Consider the following 17,711-nt stretch of genomic DNA (forward strand, 5'->3'; position numbering starts at 1 on the left):
AGGCAAAAGGCAAAAGGCAAAAGGCAAAAGGCAAAAGGCAAAAGGCAAAAGGCAAAAGGCAAAAGGCAAAAGGCAAAAGGCAAAAGGCAAAAGGCAAAAGGCAAAAGGCAAAAGGCAAAAGGCAAAATTGTACTGGGATATATCTTTTTTATTTGATTTAAATAATATACAGTTTAAATGCAAAAAAAATTAAGGATAGTTAATCAGCAAGTCAATATTTTATGTCCGAGTACTTATCAAAGTATAATGATAAATTACTGATAACAAAGAATGAGATAATGTCCGGTTGTTTCGGTTAGGTTCATAGTTTATTTTTTTAGCCATTACCCTCAATTATAGCACTACTAATTAAAGTTAGAACATTGATAAAAGCTCATTTGCTAATGCACGTAAACTTTTGCCTCTTGCCTTACACGTAGCGCTATATTACACAATTGGGCAACGCCAAATTATGACTCATGCAACGCTTCTGCCCGTTCCCAGTCCTCTGGCACACCATAAGTTTGATACCTTTGGCAGCGTTTGAGATAGAGCATGGCTGCTTTATCCTGGGGATTAGTTTGTAGAACTGACTGAAATATCTGTTCAGCTTGGGCGAAAGCTTGGCGATGGTAGAGAAAAGCAGCTTGTTCAAAGTTACTCTTAGTTTGTCTCTTTAACTGCTTCAGTTGCGGCTGATCTTGATCAAATAGCTCAAATACTGCCACCGGTTTATTTTTTCCCTTAACTTTGACTCGATCCAGAAACCTATAACTGTACTTTTGAAACTCATTCAGGTTATAGAGGGTTTGTTGGCTAATCATAATCCCTGCACCATAAAGTTTGGTTAATCCTTCCAAGCGGGAAGCAAGATTCACTGCATCAGAAATAACCGTACTTTCCATCCGCTTTTGTTCACCGATTGTTCCTAGCATTAAGCTACCTGTATGTAAACCAATACCGATAGTAATCGGAACATAACCACTTTGGCACCGATGCTGGTTGTAGACCGCAACTGTTTGCTGCATCTCAAGTGCACCTTGAACCCCATCATCCGCTGACTCAGGAAAAAGTGCCATGACTCCATCTCCAATGTACTTATCAATAAAGCCGTTGTGAGCCCGGATTGCTGGACTAACTCGACTCAGATAGCTATTAATAAAATTAAAATTTTCTTGAGGAGATAACTGTTCTGATAGGCTGGTAAAAGAGCGAATATCAGCAAAAAGAACAGTCATTTCTTTTTGAACGTGATCCCCTAATTTAACATCAACAATACTTTCATATCCCAGGAAGCGCAAAAAATCATGGGGGACAAACTTACCATAAGCAGAGGTAATTTTAGAAAGCCGTAGATGACTTTTAATTCGGGCTAACAATTCATGCTTAGAAAAAGGCTTAGTCAGATAATCATTTACTCCACAAGTAAACCCTTCTACCAAATCGGAAACTTGATTGTTGGCGGTTAACATGATCACCGGAAGTTCACTGGGCAAAAACTTCTGGCGAATTTTTTCGCAAACTTCATAGCCGGTCATGCGGGGCATCATCACATCCAGTAAGATCAAGTCAGGCTGGAAGCCAGTTGAGAGCATTTCTAAAGCTTCTAAACCATTAGTGGCTGTAGCGATCGCATAGTTTTCCATGGAAAGATAATTGCTAATAACCTGGCGGTTGACTGGTTCATCGTCCACAATCAAAATTTTGGTATATCCACTGTCTGCTGCTAAGGCTCCAGTAAAGTTCGGGGTTTCATTCGTCAAGTCCAGAACTGGAGCGATGGATTCAATTGGCAACAGTGCTGAGGTCTGCTGAACCTGCCTCTGAGACACTGGCAAAGTAAATGTAAACTGGGAACCAGACTTATTTTGCGATCGCTTAGGGGATCCTCCCAGGCGACATTGTGCTTCTGGCAGGCGAAGCGATCGCACATGAATTTTGCCACCGTGTAACTCGACTAACTGTCTAGTAACCGCTAATCCCAAACCCCTCCCGCCGTATTCTTTAGTCCTGGAGCAATCTACTGATTCAAAGGAGTCAAAAATCCGATGTAATTTATCTGCTGGAATACCAATTCCTGTATCTGAGACAGTAATGACTAACATTGCTAACTCGTCATGGCTAACGGGTAACTGCTCAGCTGATACTTCAACCTTACCAGATTCAGTAAACTTAATAGCATTCTCAATTAAGTTATAAAGAATTTGTTGCAGCCGATTTTCGTCAGCATCGACCAAGGGCAGATCAGCAGGAATTGAGTTAATTAACTGCAAAGGTTTTTTGCCAATTAGAGAGTTGGAATGTCCAAGGACGAGATTGACTATTTCTCGCAGGCTGACTGGCTTAATTTCAAGTTCAAGATGTTTGTGTTTTAGCTTCGAAAAATCCAGGAGATCGTTGACTAAATTCCCTAGTCTTTTTCCACTAGATGCAATGATGGCAAGATTAGCGTTTGCTTTGGAGGGCAATTGTCCTGCAACACCATCGATCAGGGATTCAGCAATGCTGATCATGCCATTGAGGGGGGTGCGGAGTTCTTGGGAGGTATTCGCTAAAAATTCGTTTTTCAGTTGATCGAGGTGCTGCAATTCAGTATTCTTGGCTTCTAAGGTGGCAAACGACTCTTGCAATTGTTTTGCCATGTGATTAAATGCCTTAACCAAAACCCCAAGTTCATCGGAGCGCTCCTGGTTGACAATTTGGTCAAATTGTCCCTTCTCTAGAGCAATGGCTGCATCCTTCAGTTGGACGATAGGCCGGACAACCCAACGGGATGTAACGATTCCGACTTCTGTTGCCAGTAACAATGCTACTAGGCATAAGGCAATAGTAGTGCGGGTATGGGCGTGGATTTGTTCGATGAAATCCGCTTCTGGCACTACTACCACAATCAACCAATCCAAGCCAAACTCATCTTGAAACGGCTGTATTTGTACAAATTTTCGTTTACCGTCAACAGCAAATTCCCATTGCTGTAAACGTTGAATTGGTTGTTTTTGATTCAGCTTGGTTGATAAATATTGAGCCGTAGCTTTAGTGAAAGCATTACTACTATCCGTTGCTTTAAATCCTTCGGCTCCGTAGTCTTGGTGAGTAGTGCGAAAAGGCTTCTCACCGGTAGAGGTTGCCACGAGCATTCCCGAACGTTCAATGATAAAAACTTGTCCAGTTTTGCCAACGTTTAGACTGCGTAAAAATTTGCCGATTTGTGATAAGTTTATATTAGTTAGGAGTACCCCCTGCAATTGATCCTGTTTGTCGTAAAACGGCATTGATGCACCGAGATAGGCAGTTACACCAGCAGTATTGGGGTAAATTTCACTCCAAGTTGAGCGACCAGCTTTGACAGCAGTTCTATACCATGGTCGAGTGCGCGGATCAAATTTAATACTGTCTAGGATTTCCTGACGCTTATTGATGCAGTCACTCATGGGGATTTCCCCCAAGACCGCGCTACATCGCTCCCCAGATTCGTTAGTAGAATAGGAGTAAAAAATATGATTGCTAGCTTTGGTGGAGACTCTTAGTATCAGTGTACCATCATCTAATCGTTCTGCTCCTAGGTTGTCTTTATTCTCTAAGCCTAATCCAGTAAATGTCAGGGTATTAAAGATCTGAAGCTGCCGCCAAAAGTAACGCTCTAATTGAGGAATATCTTGCAAATTCAATTGACCTAGATTGATGGCAGTGGCATTAATCTGATTAACTAGATGAGGAATGGTTAGGTAAGCCTCCAAATTCTGCTCAACCCGAGCATTGACTTCTTCAAGCAGTTGAGTAGCAACATCATTAACCGCTCTCTTGCTGTTTCTATAGGACAGATATCCCACAAGTCCCACAGCTGCGAAGATTTGCAGGACAAATGGTATGACCAAGATCAGGCGAAGGGGAACTTTCCCAGAAACCTTGGAAACCCCTTGGGCTAAAGATTTGAATATCATTTGCTTGTGCCATCCTGCTTGACTGACAAATCCCATTTGAGTTACATTTACAGAGTTCCCAGAAATTTAGAAAAAGTAGCGTCAGCACCCTTGACTGAAGTAAGCAGGCTTAAAGTCCTTGATTTCCTGATGCCTGAATGCTTAGAAAGGACTTCATAAATCTTTATCTGGAATATCGTTTGTTTTGTTACCAAATTATCGTGAGCGGAGTATAATAGAGTTATTTGGCCATTAACTCTAACCTTAGTTTTGGTTTGGGAGCATCAAAATGCTTACTTTAAAAGTGTTCTCAGTGGCTACAGTTGCCGTCCTATTAAGCAGTTGCTTAATACCTGAAAAAGCCTTGGCTAGTCGTCTTGATTTCACCACTGAAGCGATTGGGAGCTCAAGTCCTTCAAGAATACTAAATGCCAGTATTGGTCAAACCCTACAAAACGGCGATTTTACGATAGAAAGGACTGGGGGTAACACCACCCTTGGTAATGGGATTGATGAAGATACCAGTTGGAGCTTTGATTTTTCTGACTTGGGAACATCAATAAATGAGTTATCGCAAGCGAAACTAATTTTAGACCTGACACCAAACAACTCCCTGATTACTACCGATGTATTTGGGATCATAGGATTGGATACTATTATTATTGATCTGATCCGCAATCTCCCAGTACGAACTAAGCAATCGGTGTCTTTAAATTTACTGGAGTTTTACGACTCAGGAGAAATCGTGAACGTCTTTAATGCCAATAGTGGCAAGATTCCAGTATTTTATGGAGATGATGCCATTGTTTCTCGTGCTGAGCTGTCATTGTCTACAGGTGAAAGAATTCCCGAACCTGCTTCTACCCTAGGGATTTTAGCTTTGGGGGCTTTAGGAATTAGTTCAGTATTAAAGCAGAAAGTCAAGCAGCAGAAACAAGCAAAGCAGTAATATCAATCAAGAATTATCACTAGTTAACCGGCAAAAATATATAGCAATTGTCTTTCCCATGAGGTACAAATAGATCCCCCTAAATCCCCCTTAAAAAGGGGGACTTTGAGCTTGAGAAGGGTACCTCATAAATGCAATAAACGCTATAACTAACACTATAACTAGTGTTTTGTTGACGGTTGATGATTGAATAGTTAACAGTGAACAGTTAACTTTCAATCGTCAACCATGGCCTTAAGGCCGTAGGCCACGCTGCGCGAACGGCCACGCTACGGGAACCACAAAAATTTCATCAACGTAGCAAAGCATTCCAAGTAGCAGGACCAACAATGCCATCAGGTTCTAGTTTGAACTTGCGCTGAGCGGCTTGAACTGCGGCTTTCGTAACCTCTCCAAATACCCCATCCACTGTGGCTTTTAAAAAACCAAGAGATTTCAGTCGCCTCTGCAATTGCTGGACTGCTGGACCACGCATACCTTGTCGGAGAATTGGTAAGGTTATAGCGCTAGGCTTACTTCTCTCGACAGTGACCGCATTGCCTGTTGTAGTAGTGCGATTACCAAAGCCAGTGCTGGTTGCTGGGGAAGAAGGGTTGGGACGAGTTGTGGTGGTTTGGGTAATAGCTTCTGTGATGGAAGGCCTCGGAAACGATGAAGCTGAGATGCCATCAGAGGTGGTCGGGGGTCTTATACTTGCTGAGGGTAAGGGATTGGAAGTAGAGGTTGAGGATGTTGGATTGGGTGGGATGCTTGGAAACAAAAAATTCCATTCAGCAGCTCCCATGATGCCATGGGGAGTTAAACCCGCTTCTTGTTGGAGCTTGGAGACAGCGATCGCAGTATTATCTCCATAAAACCCATTTACCTCTCCTGTGTAATACCCCAATAATTTAAGAACTGCTTGTAATTCAGATACTCTTTCCCCCTCACTACCAATGTCGAGAGTGGGTCGGTTGATTTTGACTTGGGTAATTGCTTGAGCCAGTTTTGGGACAACGCCATTGGCTTCAAGGGCAACTGATGGCAAATTCCCTAAGCTAAGGGCTACTGATCCAAAGATAGTTATACCGATAATGCTGTTAGTGGTGTCTATAGAATCCATATCTTTACACCAGGGTAATTCTTGTCACGACTTAATTTAACTTTATCGATTCAAGCGGATTTATAGACAACAATACATTGAGGTCTCCCCCAGTTAAAAGGTAAAACACGGGAGAGACCTCAAGTGTTTAGTTTGTTCTGTTAACCCAGGAAGTTTATTGCTTCAGCAGGTCCGACTAGAGAAATATAAGGTTCAATGAAATAACGATTAGCTGCTGCTTGAGCCATCTCTGGAGTAACCCTTGTCACATCTTGTTGAAACAGGGTATCAAACTCAACTCCTAGCCCGATCGTCTCATACCAGCCATAGACTTGAGCTAGCTGACCATTGGTTTGTTTACCTAGTGCATACTGACCAAGAAGCTTATTTTTGGCAACTTGCAATTCATCCTGACTCAGTTGTTGAGAACAAAGGCGTTCCACTTCGGTAACCAGACCAACCAGGGCAGTTTCTGTATTTTCCGGTGCTGTTCCCATGTAGGCTATAAACGTAGAAGCCGACTGGCGTGTCGGAAACAATGCTGAGACATCATAGGCTAAACCCCGCTTTTCTCTGAGTTCTACAAATAAGCGGCTAGAAAGACCATTCCCCAGGTAGGTATTGAGGAGTTTGAGGGTAGCAAAGTCAGCCTCTTGTACAGCTGAGGTCAGATAACCCAGCATCACTATCGACTGCTGCGTCTCTTGGGCAGTAGTCACTTGGCAGGGTTGGGCAATGGGGGAGGGTAAGGAGGGTTTGCTCAGGGGTGTATCGGGAACTTGCCAATCCCCAAACACTTGCTCCACCTGCTTAATCGCATCTTCTGAGTTAATACGACCTGCAATACTAATTATGAGGTTATCAGGGCGGAAATAAGTCTGATGATAGTGTTCTAAGTCAGCTCGATCCAGTGTAGATACGGTAGCTTCTTCTCCCAAGACCGAAAAGCCGTAGGGATGGTCTTGATACATTGCCTGTCGCAATTGCTTATAGGCAATGTTAAAGGGTTGCTCCTGTTGGGCACGAATAGTTTGAATGGTTAGGTACCTTTCTAGGTCTACTTCGGCATCTGGGAAACTAGGCGATCGCAACATCTGCCCTGCTAGCTGTAACATTTCAAACCAGTCAGCTGCAACGGTTTTCAGGGAGAGTAGAAAATAATCGTTAGCTGCATCAGCACCAAGTTGAGCCCCCATAGACTCCACTCGTTCGGCAATGTCTATGGAGGATAATTCTTTGGTTCCCTTGGTGATAACTGCTGAGAGCAGGTGAGATAGCCCAGCTTGGTTTGGTGGATCGCACTGACTACCTGCCCGAATAAATAGACGGCTGGCAATGATATCAGCAGCAGCATTTTCAACTACAATCACCACGATGCCATTATCTAGCACTGTGCGATGGATATTCTGTTGTTGCTTTAGTGTGATATTAGGCATGATGGTCTTAGGTATTAGGCTTGATAGTCTTAGGTATTAGGAAAATTTTAAATTCCAAATTTTAAATGCACGAATTCCCACTTTTACTACATGCCTTTGTGAGGAGTTACTACCTTTAATGAGTTACGATATAAGCTATCCTTTTGAGGATTGTGATAGCTCAGGTAATAGGTATAAATATACCGAATCCGCTAAGTTTATTACATCTAAATATCTCAGCTTTGGAATCTAAAAATGAGTTACGATCTAAGCTATACTGTTGAGAATTGTGATAGCATAGCGATGGGGAGAAAGATACCGCTGGGCTAATTGGATTACGTCATTAGCTGTTAGCTTTTGAATCTCAATCGGATAACTATAGGCTGCTTCTGCTGTAGCAATAATGTTGTAGTAACCATACAAACCAGCAAGTTGACCAGCAGATTCTGTGGAAAAAATATAGTCGTTATAGAGCTGACGTTGACAGCGTTTGATTTCTGTGGTTGACACTGGTGTCTGTTGCAATTGCCACAGGTGTTCCCTAATTATTGCTTCTACCTGTTCCAGGTACTCGGGTTCTAGGTAGGCGGTAATAGTAAACAAACTCGAATCACGCTGTAGAGAGAAGCTACTACCAATGTCTTGCACTAATTGTTTCTCTTCCCTTAATTCTCTTACCAAGCGAGAAGAGCGTCCATCAGCCAGGAGCACAGAGAGTAAATCCAAACCACAAGCATCCCCAAGCTGATCTATCCCTGGTCCGTGCCAAGCCATCAATAGACGTGAGTGCTCCAGACGAGGCAAGTTTAGTTCCTGACGCCTAATTCCGATAAATGGTGGTTCAGCTATCACCTCTGGTTTAGGACAATCAGTGGGGGAAGGAAAATCTTGAAATGACTGGTTAACTATAGTTAATGCTGATTCTTGGTCAATATCACCTACAATCACCACAGTCATATTTTGCGGCTGGTAATGGCATTGGTGGAAACAGCGCATTTGTTGGGGAGAGTGAGCCATCAAATCCGCTTCAGTACCCAGAATCGGTCTGCCATAGGGGTGACGTTGGTAAACGCTCTCAGAAAGAGCCTGAAATCCAACCCAATCAGGATTATCGTAGCTGCCACGAATTTCTTCTAACACCACACACCGTTCCCGGACAAATTCTTCTTCAGGAATAGCAGGATGCAAGAGTAATTCTGCCAAGGGAGGCAGGGTGTGTTTTAAGTACTCAGAAGCACTGGTTACGAAAAAATGAGCAAAGTCATGGCTAGTAGCAGCATTCGTTACACCACCGTGGCTTTCAATCACATAGTCAAACACACCAGGAGCAATGGTCTCGGTACCCTTAAAAATCATGTGTTCCAAGAAGTGAGCCATGCCATACAATTCTTCTGGTTCTGCGATCGCACCAGCACCAACCCACACATCCGCCACTACTACTGGTGTAGCGCTTAGGTATTGATGAATGACATTCAAGCCATTGGTCAGTTTGAAAACACTAGCAGGAAACTTTACTTGAGGTAGGGGCTCAGATAACAATGCTTCTAATCTCTATGTGTAACTTCGTGAACTACCCCAACCTACTTGGCCTATGGCCACGCTACGCGAACGTAGAGGTTGGGGCTTCCAGTTTCACGGAAGAATGCCTCAACTTAGACGGACGTCCTCGTCTTGGTCTTACTTCTTCTCCGCTGGCGTTGACCTCCCCCGTCCCAGAGGAGGATAGCATTCTGATTCCTTCTGCCCTAATGTTCTTAGCCGCATTACCGTCTCTGTCATGGTGAGTTCCACAACTTGGACAAGTCCAAACTCTTACGTTAAGTGGCAACTCCTTGATTTGGTAATGACAATTAGAACAGGTTTTAGAACTGGGGAACCACCGATTTATCTCGACCAAAACTTTCCCTTGTTTTTCGCATTTATAATACAGGAAGTTTACAAAGATTCCCCAACCCATATCAGAGATCGCTTTAGCTAGTTTGTGGTTACGAACCATGCCCTTGACATTTAGGTTTTCGACTACTACCACTTGGTTATTGCCAACTATCTTCCTAGAAAGTTTGTGTAGGTAGTCTTGGCGGACATTTCCAATGCGTTCGTATACCTTAGCTACAATTTTTATGGCTTTCTTTCGCCGATTACTACCCTTCTTCTTTCGGGCAGCAATACGTTGCTTTTTAGCTAGTTTCTTTTCGTACTTGGCTAGGTGTTTGGGATTCCCAAACTTAGAGGTCTTTTCGCCGTCATAGGTGATCGCAAGATCCTTGATACCCAAATCAATACCGATAACCTTTCCTTTTGTGGAAGGTTGCCTGTATTCTGATTCATACTCCATTAGCACGGAGGCGTAGTATTTCCCTGATGGAGTTCTACTGACGGTTACAGTCTTAATTTCTCCATCTAATGATCGGTGTATTATCGCCTTAACAAGTCCCAGTTTCCCGGGGAATTTAAGGGAATTACCTACGCGGCATACCCGCTGTGGATATTGAATTGATTGGCGATGATGATATGACTTGAACCTAGGATATTTGGCTCTCCCTTCAAAAAAGTTTTGATATGCACGGCTAAGATTCAGACTCACAGCTTGTAACACCTGAGAGTAACAATCTTTTAGCCATTCAGTTTCTTTATCTTTTTTGAGTTTTGGCAACATAGCATTGAGGGCAGCGCGAGACAATCCTTTGCCGGTTTCTTTATAGGTTTCTATACACTGATTCAGTGCATAGTTCCACCACCAGCGGGCACAACCAAAGTGCTGAGCAAGTATATGAACTTGTTCTTGAGTTGGATAAATCCTGACCTTGACTGCTTGATGTTTCATTGCTTTTACCTCATCTATCGACCTATGTACCATTATATATATTTTGTGGTACATTGTCAACCCATCGCTAAAGATTTTTGAGAGGGTCTATCCATCCCCATCCCTGGGACAGGTAGGGATGGATAGACCCCTCAAACTCCCCTATTTGTTAAAGATCATGTTTCCTACTTCACACTTCCCTAAACTAAGTCCCAGGACTGTGTACCTGAATCAGAGCCCCATCAGCGGTATAGATTTCCATAGGGATATCGGAATTATAGCTAATCCCTTTGAGGGCATCTTCTAAAGTCAATACATGATTGACGATGCCAGCGTGAGCCTCTACATCACCTCTGACTTGAGCCGTAATGGCTGTTTGTCTGACCTGATACATATAAGTAGGTGTTAATTCTACTTTAATCAGACTTTCATCAATGGTGTAATTACAAACTCGAGTTTCCCCAGTACAGATTTGTTCAAGATCACTACCAATTTGTTTTAACTTTACCTGCAACTGCAACTTGCTTTGAACTGCCTTAAGGGCGTTTTGATAAGGATCAATTAAAGACTGTGCATTTTTGTGGTAGTATGTAGAGTTAGGAACTTGCTTCACGTAAGTTAAAGCGTTGCGCCAATGAATCGCAGCCACCGACCATTGCTGCTTTCCCTGAGCTTTTTGAGCCAACTGAGCCAAACGTAGTCCCTGATTGTAGGCGTTGGTAGCAATTTTTTCCTGGGTTTTGCGATCGCGTGCCCTGGCCAGATTAGTTTTATAGAATTCCTCCAGTCGTTGCTTGTCCTCTTCAACCGTTGTTGCTTGAGGAATTTTGTTCAGACGGTCTAATGCAGTTTTCCAAGTACTATAAACTAGTTGCCATTCCTCTAAAGTCTGGGCTACACCCTGGCGAGCTTGGGCAATCTGAGCCGCTTTCTTAGCCGCTTTCATAATCTGACTCCCCTGTCTTTCTTTGACTAATCGCCGATTAACTTCGTCTAAATTGACCTTATATAGCTTAATTTTTTGTTGCGCTATAGCATTAAGGCTACTCTCCTTAGGCATTTGTTCAAGGCGGGCAATTGCCTCTCGCCACAGTTTTTGAATTGCTATCCACTTTGATGCCTTATGGGGAGGATTTTTCCCTTTATGACCTGCCCTAGCCGCCATTTGCATGGCTGTCACTAACTGATCGAGGTCTTTACCTCTAACTTGATAGGCATGAAGCAACTCTTGTGCTGTGTCATGCTTCATTGACCAAAACGGAATTGCTTTGAGTGCTTCAATCGCTGTCTTTAATTCCTTCTGAGCTTCGAGAATGTCCTTTCCCGATTTAGGTTTTTTGAGGGTGTCTGCTGATTTTTTACTCAATAGCTGAGCTTCATTGAGTGAACTACAAGACCCAAATACGCAGGGACGGGTAAAAACATAAAAGCCGCCGGTTAAAAATACTAGACCCAATCCCATGCCCACCACCACCAACAAAAGAAACGTACTTTGAGAATTTCCTTCATGGGGTTGTAGTGTTTCAGGGAATGGCTCATCGGTTTGAGCCTCGGGATCAGAAAGTGGTTCGTCCCAAGGGTGGGCTGCAACGTCAGAATCCATTGATTGATCGTTGCTTTGGTTAGACTCAGGGGTTAACTGGTTAGAATCCATTGCCTGTAGCAGGAGCAAAGCCAGAGATACCAAAAAGCGATGCAGCGCCGCCAAAGGGGGTTTCCCCCATGAGCGACTGCCGTGGTTTCCCCCATGAGCGACTGCATCAAGAAAAGGTACTTAATCTTAACCCAAAATAGCCTCCTATGCTTCCAGTGGTTAGGCAGGAATTGGTGAGATATCAAGGCAACAGTGAAGAATTATAGGGGTTAGGGAGGAATTATGAAGAATCAAAGAAGCAAGGAGTGACATCCTCCTACACCGTCATCTTTGATTCGGTCTCGACTTCCAAGCTTACGATTAGACATTCCTAGATCGGGACTTATATAGAACCATCAACGAACAGCTGCCCTGATCTGGCGGCGGCGGTGATCTGGAGTTATCAACTATTGACTTCTATCATATATTAATAACTTACTGATGGCGTTTAAAGCGATCGATACCTGCTTCCCTTCTACCTATCCTACCTAGGGACTACTGGGGGAAGAATTTTGCTGTTTTTAATAACTAATTTAAAGCCGCTTCAGGTGCTAGACGCTTTCACCGAAGTGTTTCTACGGCATTGACCAAGTGGCAAAAGATTTGAAACGTCGTGCTTAGGATTGTTCGCGAATCATGCATCTGTTAGAATATCAGGCTAAAGAATTATTCCGTGAGATTGGCATTCCGGTTTTGCCTGCTCAACGCATTGACCATCCTACCGACATCAAGGGATTACAGATTCCCTATCCGGTGGTGCTCAAATCTCAAGTATCTACTTGTGGAGATAACCCAGCTCGTCGGATCCGGTGTGTAGAGAATACCATCGATGCGATCGCAGCAGCTAGGGCAATTTTCAAACTCCCGATTCTGGGTAAGCATCCTCAAGTACTGCTAGCAGAATCCCGTTACAATGCTGAACAAGAATTTTATCTAGCCGTGTTCCTAGACTACAACTTGGCCCGTCCTGTGCTACTGGGTTCTTCCCAAGGGCGTATGGACACCAAAGCCTTGATCAGCGATATGCAAAAGGTTGTGGTCGAGCAAAACTTTTCACCCTTCTATGGGCGGCGTCTTGCCATCAAAATGGGACTTCATGGTAATCTGATTGAGTCAGTGAGTGGGATTATTAATAAAATGTACCAACTTTTTGTCCAAAAAGATTTGGACATAGTGGAAATTAATCCCCTCGGTGTTAGCCCGACTGGTGAACTCATGGCTCTTGATGGTAGGATTGCTATCAATGACAAGGCTCTGAGACGTCATCAGGATTTGATCAACTTGACATCGACCATGGCTGAGAGCGGGTCTTACCAAGACATGCCCACTAACTCAAGCCATAATTTCAACGGTCGTGATCTCAAAGGCAACATCGGGATTATATGCAACAGCATGTGTCTAGCTGCAACAACAGTTGATCTGGTATACCAAGCAAAGGGTAAACCAAGACAGTGTCATCTGGTTCCAACGATCAACTCTAACCAATACTGGCCAATAACTCCTGCTGGGATAGAGGAACTGCAAGAGGCTTTACGAAAACTAACCACATCTGAAGGGATTAAAGTGGTCTTAGTGAATATCTTGAGCAATAGGGCTACCAGCAATGCCGCAGCTGAGATGATTGCCAACTATCTACTGTCTCAAAGTTGGGAAACAGCTGTACTCAATTCAGAGAACCAGGAGCACAATTCCACCAGTCATCCCCTTAGCTCCCATCACCAAGACCTGTTATCTAAGGGCAAATCTCCTGGATCAGCCTCTGGGATTGAGAGACCTCACCTTGTGATCCGTTTAGTTGGGACAAATTTTCACTCGATTCAACAGCGTTTGGCTCAGCTCCCGGTACACTTTACAGACAACTTAGATGAGGCAGTCAAGCAAGCTGTATCTATTGCCAGGAAAGGCTCACGACGTCCTAACCTAGTCATCTAGCTGAGTGCGTCAGTGCTCAGTTACGATTCTTTGTCAGCCATGCAAAGCGCGAGTGGGGGAAACCCCCTGTTCCGAAGCTGCATCGCTTGTTCCTTATCCTTTTTGATTAGCCAGAGTCTTCTGGCAACTAAAAATGATCAATGATCATTGATCATTGACAAACTACAAAAGAATAAGGATCAATCACTAATGAACTTGAGTACCGATAGCAAAGTGTTAGTACAAGGCATTACACAACCTCTAGGTTTGTACTACGCTGCCCGGATGAAAGCCTATGGCACCAATGTCGTAGCTGGAGTTAGTACTGGTCAGGGAGGGCAAACCTTACATGGCATTCCTGTATTTGATTTAGTAGAGCAGGCTTGCCATCATGTCGGTGCTGTGGACACAACCATTATTTTTGACGAATCTTACCAGATAAAGGATGTTGCCTTGGAAGCGATAGATGCTGGGATCAGGCAAATTATTCTAGTTACTGGTAGTATTCCTCCGTTGGATATGGTAGAATTACTAGCTATTGCCCAAGCTACTAAAACGATTATTCTTGGTCCGAGCAGTTCTGGGATGATTGTTCCAGGAAAAGTTTTGCTAGGGACTCACGAGAGTGAATTTTACAGACCTGGCTCAGTGGGATTAATTACCCGTGGTAGTTATTTGATCTACGAAGTTGCTTTAGGCTTAACTCAAGCTAACCTAGGACAGTCAATCGCTATTAACCTTGGCAGTGAAGCAATTGTTGGTTCTTCATTTAGCCATTGGCTGGAGGTTTTGGAAAAAGATAAAGCTACAAACGTTATTGTCCTAGTTGATCAGACTGGCGGCGGCTACGAAGACGTGGCCGCTGCCGCGTATATAGCCCAGGAAATCCATAAACCAGTGATTTCCTACATTGCGGGACGCTATACACCAGAGACACAACTAATTTGTAACCCTAGTGCTAGGCTATCGACTCACCTACCAGAGGCTATGAGTAATATGACTAAAATGTCTACGGCACAGGAAAAAGTGGCAGTATTTAAGCAAGGGAGAATCCCAGTAGCTGAACGCCCTTCCCAAATTCCCATCTTGGTTCAAAAGGCTCTAGACCATTGACAGCAATTGATTCGTCACTCCATCACCCGTTGGTCGGATTTATAGCGCTACGCACAAGTAAGAAGTCAGAAGTCAGAAGTCAGAAGTAAGCTAGACTCACGTTTCGGAGTTTAGGAATGTCCTAATTTTAATGGGTAGTGCGAGTGCATCATAGTTTGCATACTACAAACTGAGATCGGGAATGTGGGTTATAACCTGTAACCTACAACCTACAACCTGTAACTAAAAACTTACAACTTGTAATATACAACCTATAACCTACAACCTGTAACCTTGTTGAGCCTAGTTTTTTGCAAAGTATCGTTAAGCGGGCTGGAATTTAGTTGAGATTGTTTACTAGAAAACAATCCTTTCGGAATAAATCGATAAAATAGAGGATGTAGGGTTTATGATAAGACCCAACTAATCGTCGTTTTCAACTGACCTAGTTTAAATTTCAATTAATTTATGGAACTTAGTGGCTCATCTGCCAACTCTTCTGACCCTCACCCATATAGATGGGCAGAAGTCTTGGGTACGGTAATTGCGCTGTTGACGTTAACATTACCTTTGTTGATCATCGCTTACTACTCTTCTTCAAATAACTACGTTAATGTTTTGCCACAAACCACCTACTCACCTACGAGATTAGAAGATTGACATACAAGTTTTTTAGATAACCAAAGAAGGAAAAGTATGTGGGTGCGCTGATTTAAAAACCTTCAATAGCTGAGGTTTAATAGAAAATCCCAGCGTCATGTCCCCTAGGGACTGGCGTAAGGGGGATTCTGTGAAATTTCAGCTTTATAGAAAGTTTGAGTTGAATGGTATACCACTTGCCTTGGCTCCTTGATGATAGTTAACAGCGGACAAGGAAAAGGAGAAAGGGGAATCAGAGGAGATTGATGTCGTCTCTTTCACCCAGGCTACCTCTTATCAAGCAAAGGGAAGGCAGACAAGGAAAAACCATCAACAATGAACAACAATGAACAATTACCAGTCTCCTTCGCTATAGGCTAGCTTAAGTAGATAGCCTTCACCCATAACCTTTCACCTTTCACTTTAACTAAATCTCTAGGTCAAAAAAGCTTTTAATTTAAAGAGAATGAAAAAAATCTAACTAGAAAATAAAAGAATTTGTAAAGTTGCGGAATTTCCCGGTTTCTGGATTGAAAATTATGTCAATGTGCGTAAAGATTAATTTCGCCTAACTCCATCTTTGGGCGTATTCCCAAAATGATTTTCATTGCAAAAGGATTCTGGCAACACTCAACCAATCTAGGTTTACTGACTTTGGTTTACCTTGGGCTGGCAAACTTAGTCCATGGATGGATTGCAGGTAATACATTAGTACCACCAGTTTGGTCTCCCGCAGGCATTACCCAAGCAACCATATTACTACTAAGGGAGCATCTTTGGTGGTTAACCGAACACCAAGGAGTTTTGCCATCGGTTTCTTGGGGAGAATTTTTCTGGACTGTGTCGCCTCAGAGGTTCTGGCCAGTTTCTGGGATAACTGCTTTAGGGTATATCTTGTCAGTATTCCTCTCGATAGGATTAGCACGGTTGTGGCAGCTTCGTCCTTCCCTAGAACGGCGACGAGATGTATTGGGGTTCCTAGGGGTGTCGATGCTTGCCACACTAATCGCTCCGACTGTCACTCTAACTAACTTACACCTGAGTGGTGAATTTGATGGTAGGAATTTCGGCGGGATGTGGTGGCAATGGTGGTTAGGGGACTTAATGGTGGTTTTAGTCGTAGTACCAGTGTTTTTAGTGTGGTGCTACCTAGTGAAGGAGTTGAAGGTTGGCAAGTTGTTCGCGTTTGGCCGAAGGCCACGCTTTCGCCGTAGGCGACGCTGTGCGAACGCGAACGCGCAGGGTCGGCCGAAGGCCACGCTTCGCGAACGGCTTTGCCGAAAGCGTGGCCAATTGGCCAAGGTTGAGAAAGTTGAAGAGTCAAGCCAAACTAACCTGCAACTGTCTAACCAACAACCGTCAACCCCTCAAGCAAGCATAAAGATAAAACAATTTATTTTGGCAGCTATCTGGCTGATTTCACTCTTGACAGTGAGTTGGGGAGTGTTTGGGTCGGACATTGCGCCAGAAATGGCAACCTATCCCCTTGCCTGGTTGACATTTCCCTGGCTGATTTGGGCTGCCCTCCAATTTGGTCAACGCCTCACCAGCCTAGGTTGCTTGATGGTATCGAGCATTGCCATTGTAGGAACCAGTTTGGGTACCGGACCGTTTGTTGCCAGCACCGGGGACTTGAGCGAAGCACTTCCCCTGCTACAGGTTTTTATGATACTGATGGCAACAATCGCTTTATTCTTGGCAGCGACTACATCAGAACTAAACGCGGCGGCAGATTTGTTGCGCTTAAGCGAAGCCAAATACCGCAGCATCTTCGAGAATGCTATGGAGGGCATTTGTCAGACCACACCTGACGGACACTATATCAGTGCTAACCCGGCACTAGCGAGAATATATGGCTATCAATCATCGGCAGAACTCGTAGCAAGTGTCACCGATATTGCCCACCAACTTTATGTTGATCCTCAACGACGGGCAGATTTGCTTCTACAGCTACAGGAAGATGGTGTTGTTTCAGGGTTTGAAGCACAGATTTATCACAAAGATGGTACTATAATCTGGATCTCCAAAAACGTGCGGGCTATCCATGATAGTAGTAACTTTCTACTCTACTACGAAGCTACAGTTGAGGATATCACAGAGCGTAAGCAAGCTCAAGAGGCACTTCGTCACCAGAATGAACGGCTGGAACATCAATTTCAAGAGCGAACAGCTACCCTGAGGCAGCTCAATCGACAATTAATCGCAGAGGTTCTTGAACACAAGCGCATTGAGGATGCCCTTAGGGAGAGTGAGGAACGGTTTGCTCTGGCTATTCAAGCCAACACCAAC

The 17,711-nt window shown here is 43.7% G+C and carries 10 protein-coding genes; 4 read left to right on the forward strand and 6 right to left on the reverse strand.

The features are described from left to right. Positions 1 to 449 precede the first annotated feature (449 nt). Positions 450 to 3,920, reverse strand: coding sequence for a response regulator (locus tag F6J99_RS25875; protein WP_293116622.1), 3,471 nt, complete (start codon positions 3,918 to 3,920; stop codon positions 450 to 452). A gap of 268 nt (positions 3,921 to 4,188) precedes the next feature. On the opposite strand from F6J99_RS25875, the gene F6J99_RS25880 reads away from it, so the two are divergent. After that, positions 4,189 to 4,848, forward strand: a complete 660-nt coding sequence (locus tag F6J99_RS25880; RefSeq protein ID WP_293116606.1) for a hypothetical protein — start codon at positions 4,189 to 4,191, stop codon at positions 4,846 to 4,848. Between the two features lie 292 nt (positions 4,849 to 5,140). Here F6J99_RS25880 and F6J99_RS25885 read toward each other — a convergent pair whose 3' ends face one another. The 5 genes from F6J99_RS25885 to F6J99_RS25905 form a co-directional block, all read right to left on the reverse strand. Next, positions 5,141 to 5,950 carry a peptidoglycan-binding protein gene (locus tag F6J99_RS25885; RefSeq protein ID WP_293116608.1) on the reverse strand — a complete coding sequence of 270 codons (810 nt, stop codon included), beginning with the start codon at positions 5,948 to 5,950 and terminating at the stop codon, positions 5,141 to 5,143. A 140-nt stretch (positions 5,951 to 6,090) separates the two neighbouring features. Further along, entirely contained in the window at positions 6,091 to 7,365 is a 1,275-nt protein-coding gene (locus tag F6J99_RS25890) for a pitrilysin family protein (protein WP_293116610.1), read from the reverse strand. A gap of 246 nt (positions 7,366 to 7,611) precedes the next feature. Continuing rightward, positions 7,612 to 8,883 (reverse strand): pitrilysin family protein, encoded by a 1,272-nt coding sequence (locus F6J99_RS25895; protein ID WP_293116612.1) that lies wholly within the window; start codon positions 8,881 to 8,883, stop codon positions 7,612 to 7,614. Positions 8,884 to 8,944: 61 nt separating this feature from the next. Then, positions 8,945 to 10,168, reverse strand: a complete 1,224-nt coding sequence (locus F6J99_RS25900; RefSeq protein ID WP_293116614.1) for an RNA-guided endonuclease TnpB family protein — start codon at positions 10,166 to 10,168, stop codon at positions 8,945 to 8,947. Between the two features lie 184 nt (positions 10,169 to 10,352). Continuing rightward, positions 10,353 to 11,750, reverse strand: a complete 1,398-nt coding sequence (locus F6J99_RS25905) for a hypothetical protein (protein ID WP_293116615.1) — start codon at positions 11,748 to 11,750, stop codon at positions 10,353 to 10,355. A 666-nt stretch (positions 11,751 to 12,416) separates the two neighbouring features. Between F6J99_RS25905 and F6J99_RS25910 the strand changes: the two genes are divergently transcribed. The 3 genes from F6J99_RS25910 to F6J99_RS25920 all read left to right on the forward strand — a co-directional run. Next, the gene (locus tag F6J99_RS25910) at positions 12,417 to 13,712 is read left to right on the forward strand and encodes an ATP-grasp domain-containing protein (RefSeq protein ID WP_293116616.1); all 1,296 of its coding nucleotides are present in this window, start codon (positions 12,417 to 12,419) and stop codon (positions 13,710 to 13,712) included. 189 nt (positions 13,713 to 13,901) lie between these two features. Continuing rightward, entirely contained in the window at positions 13,902 to 14,804 is a 903-nt protein-coding gene (locus F6J99_RS25915) for a CoA-binding protein (RefSeq protein ID WP_293116618.1), read from the forward strand. A gap of 1,215 nt (positions 14,805 to 16,019) precedes the next feature. After that, positions 16,020 to 17,711: PAS domain S-box protein (locus F6J99_RS25920; protein ID WP_293116620.1), on the forward strand; the 1,692-nt coding region annotated here is incomplete at its 3' end.

This window comes from Moorena sp. SIO4G3, from assembly GCF_010692305.1.
In the GTDB taxonomy this organism is placed as follows: domain Bacteria; phylum Cyanobacteriota; class Cyanobacteriia; order Cyanobacteriales; family Coleofasciculaceae; genus Moorena; species Moorena producens_A.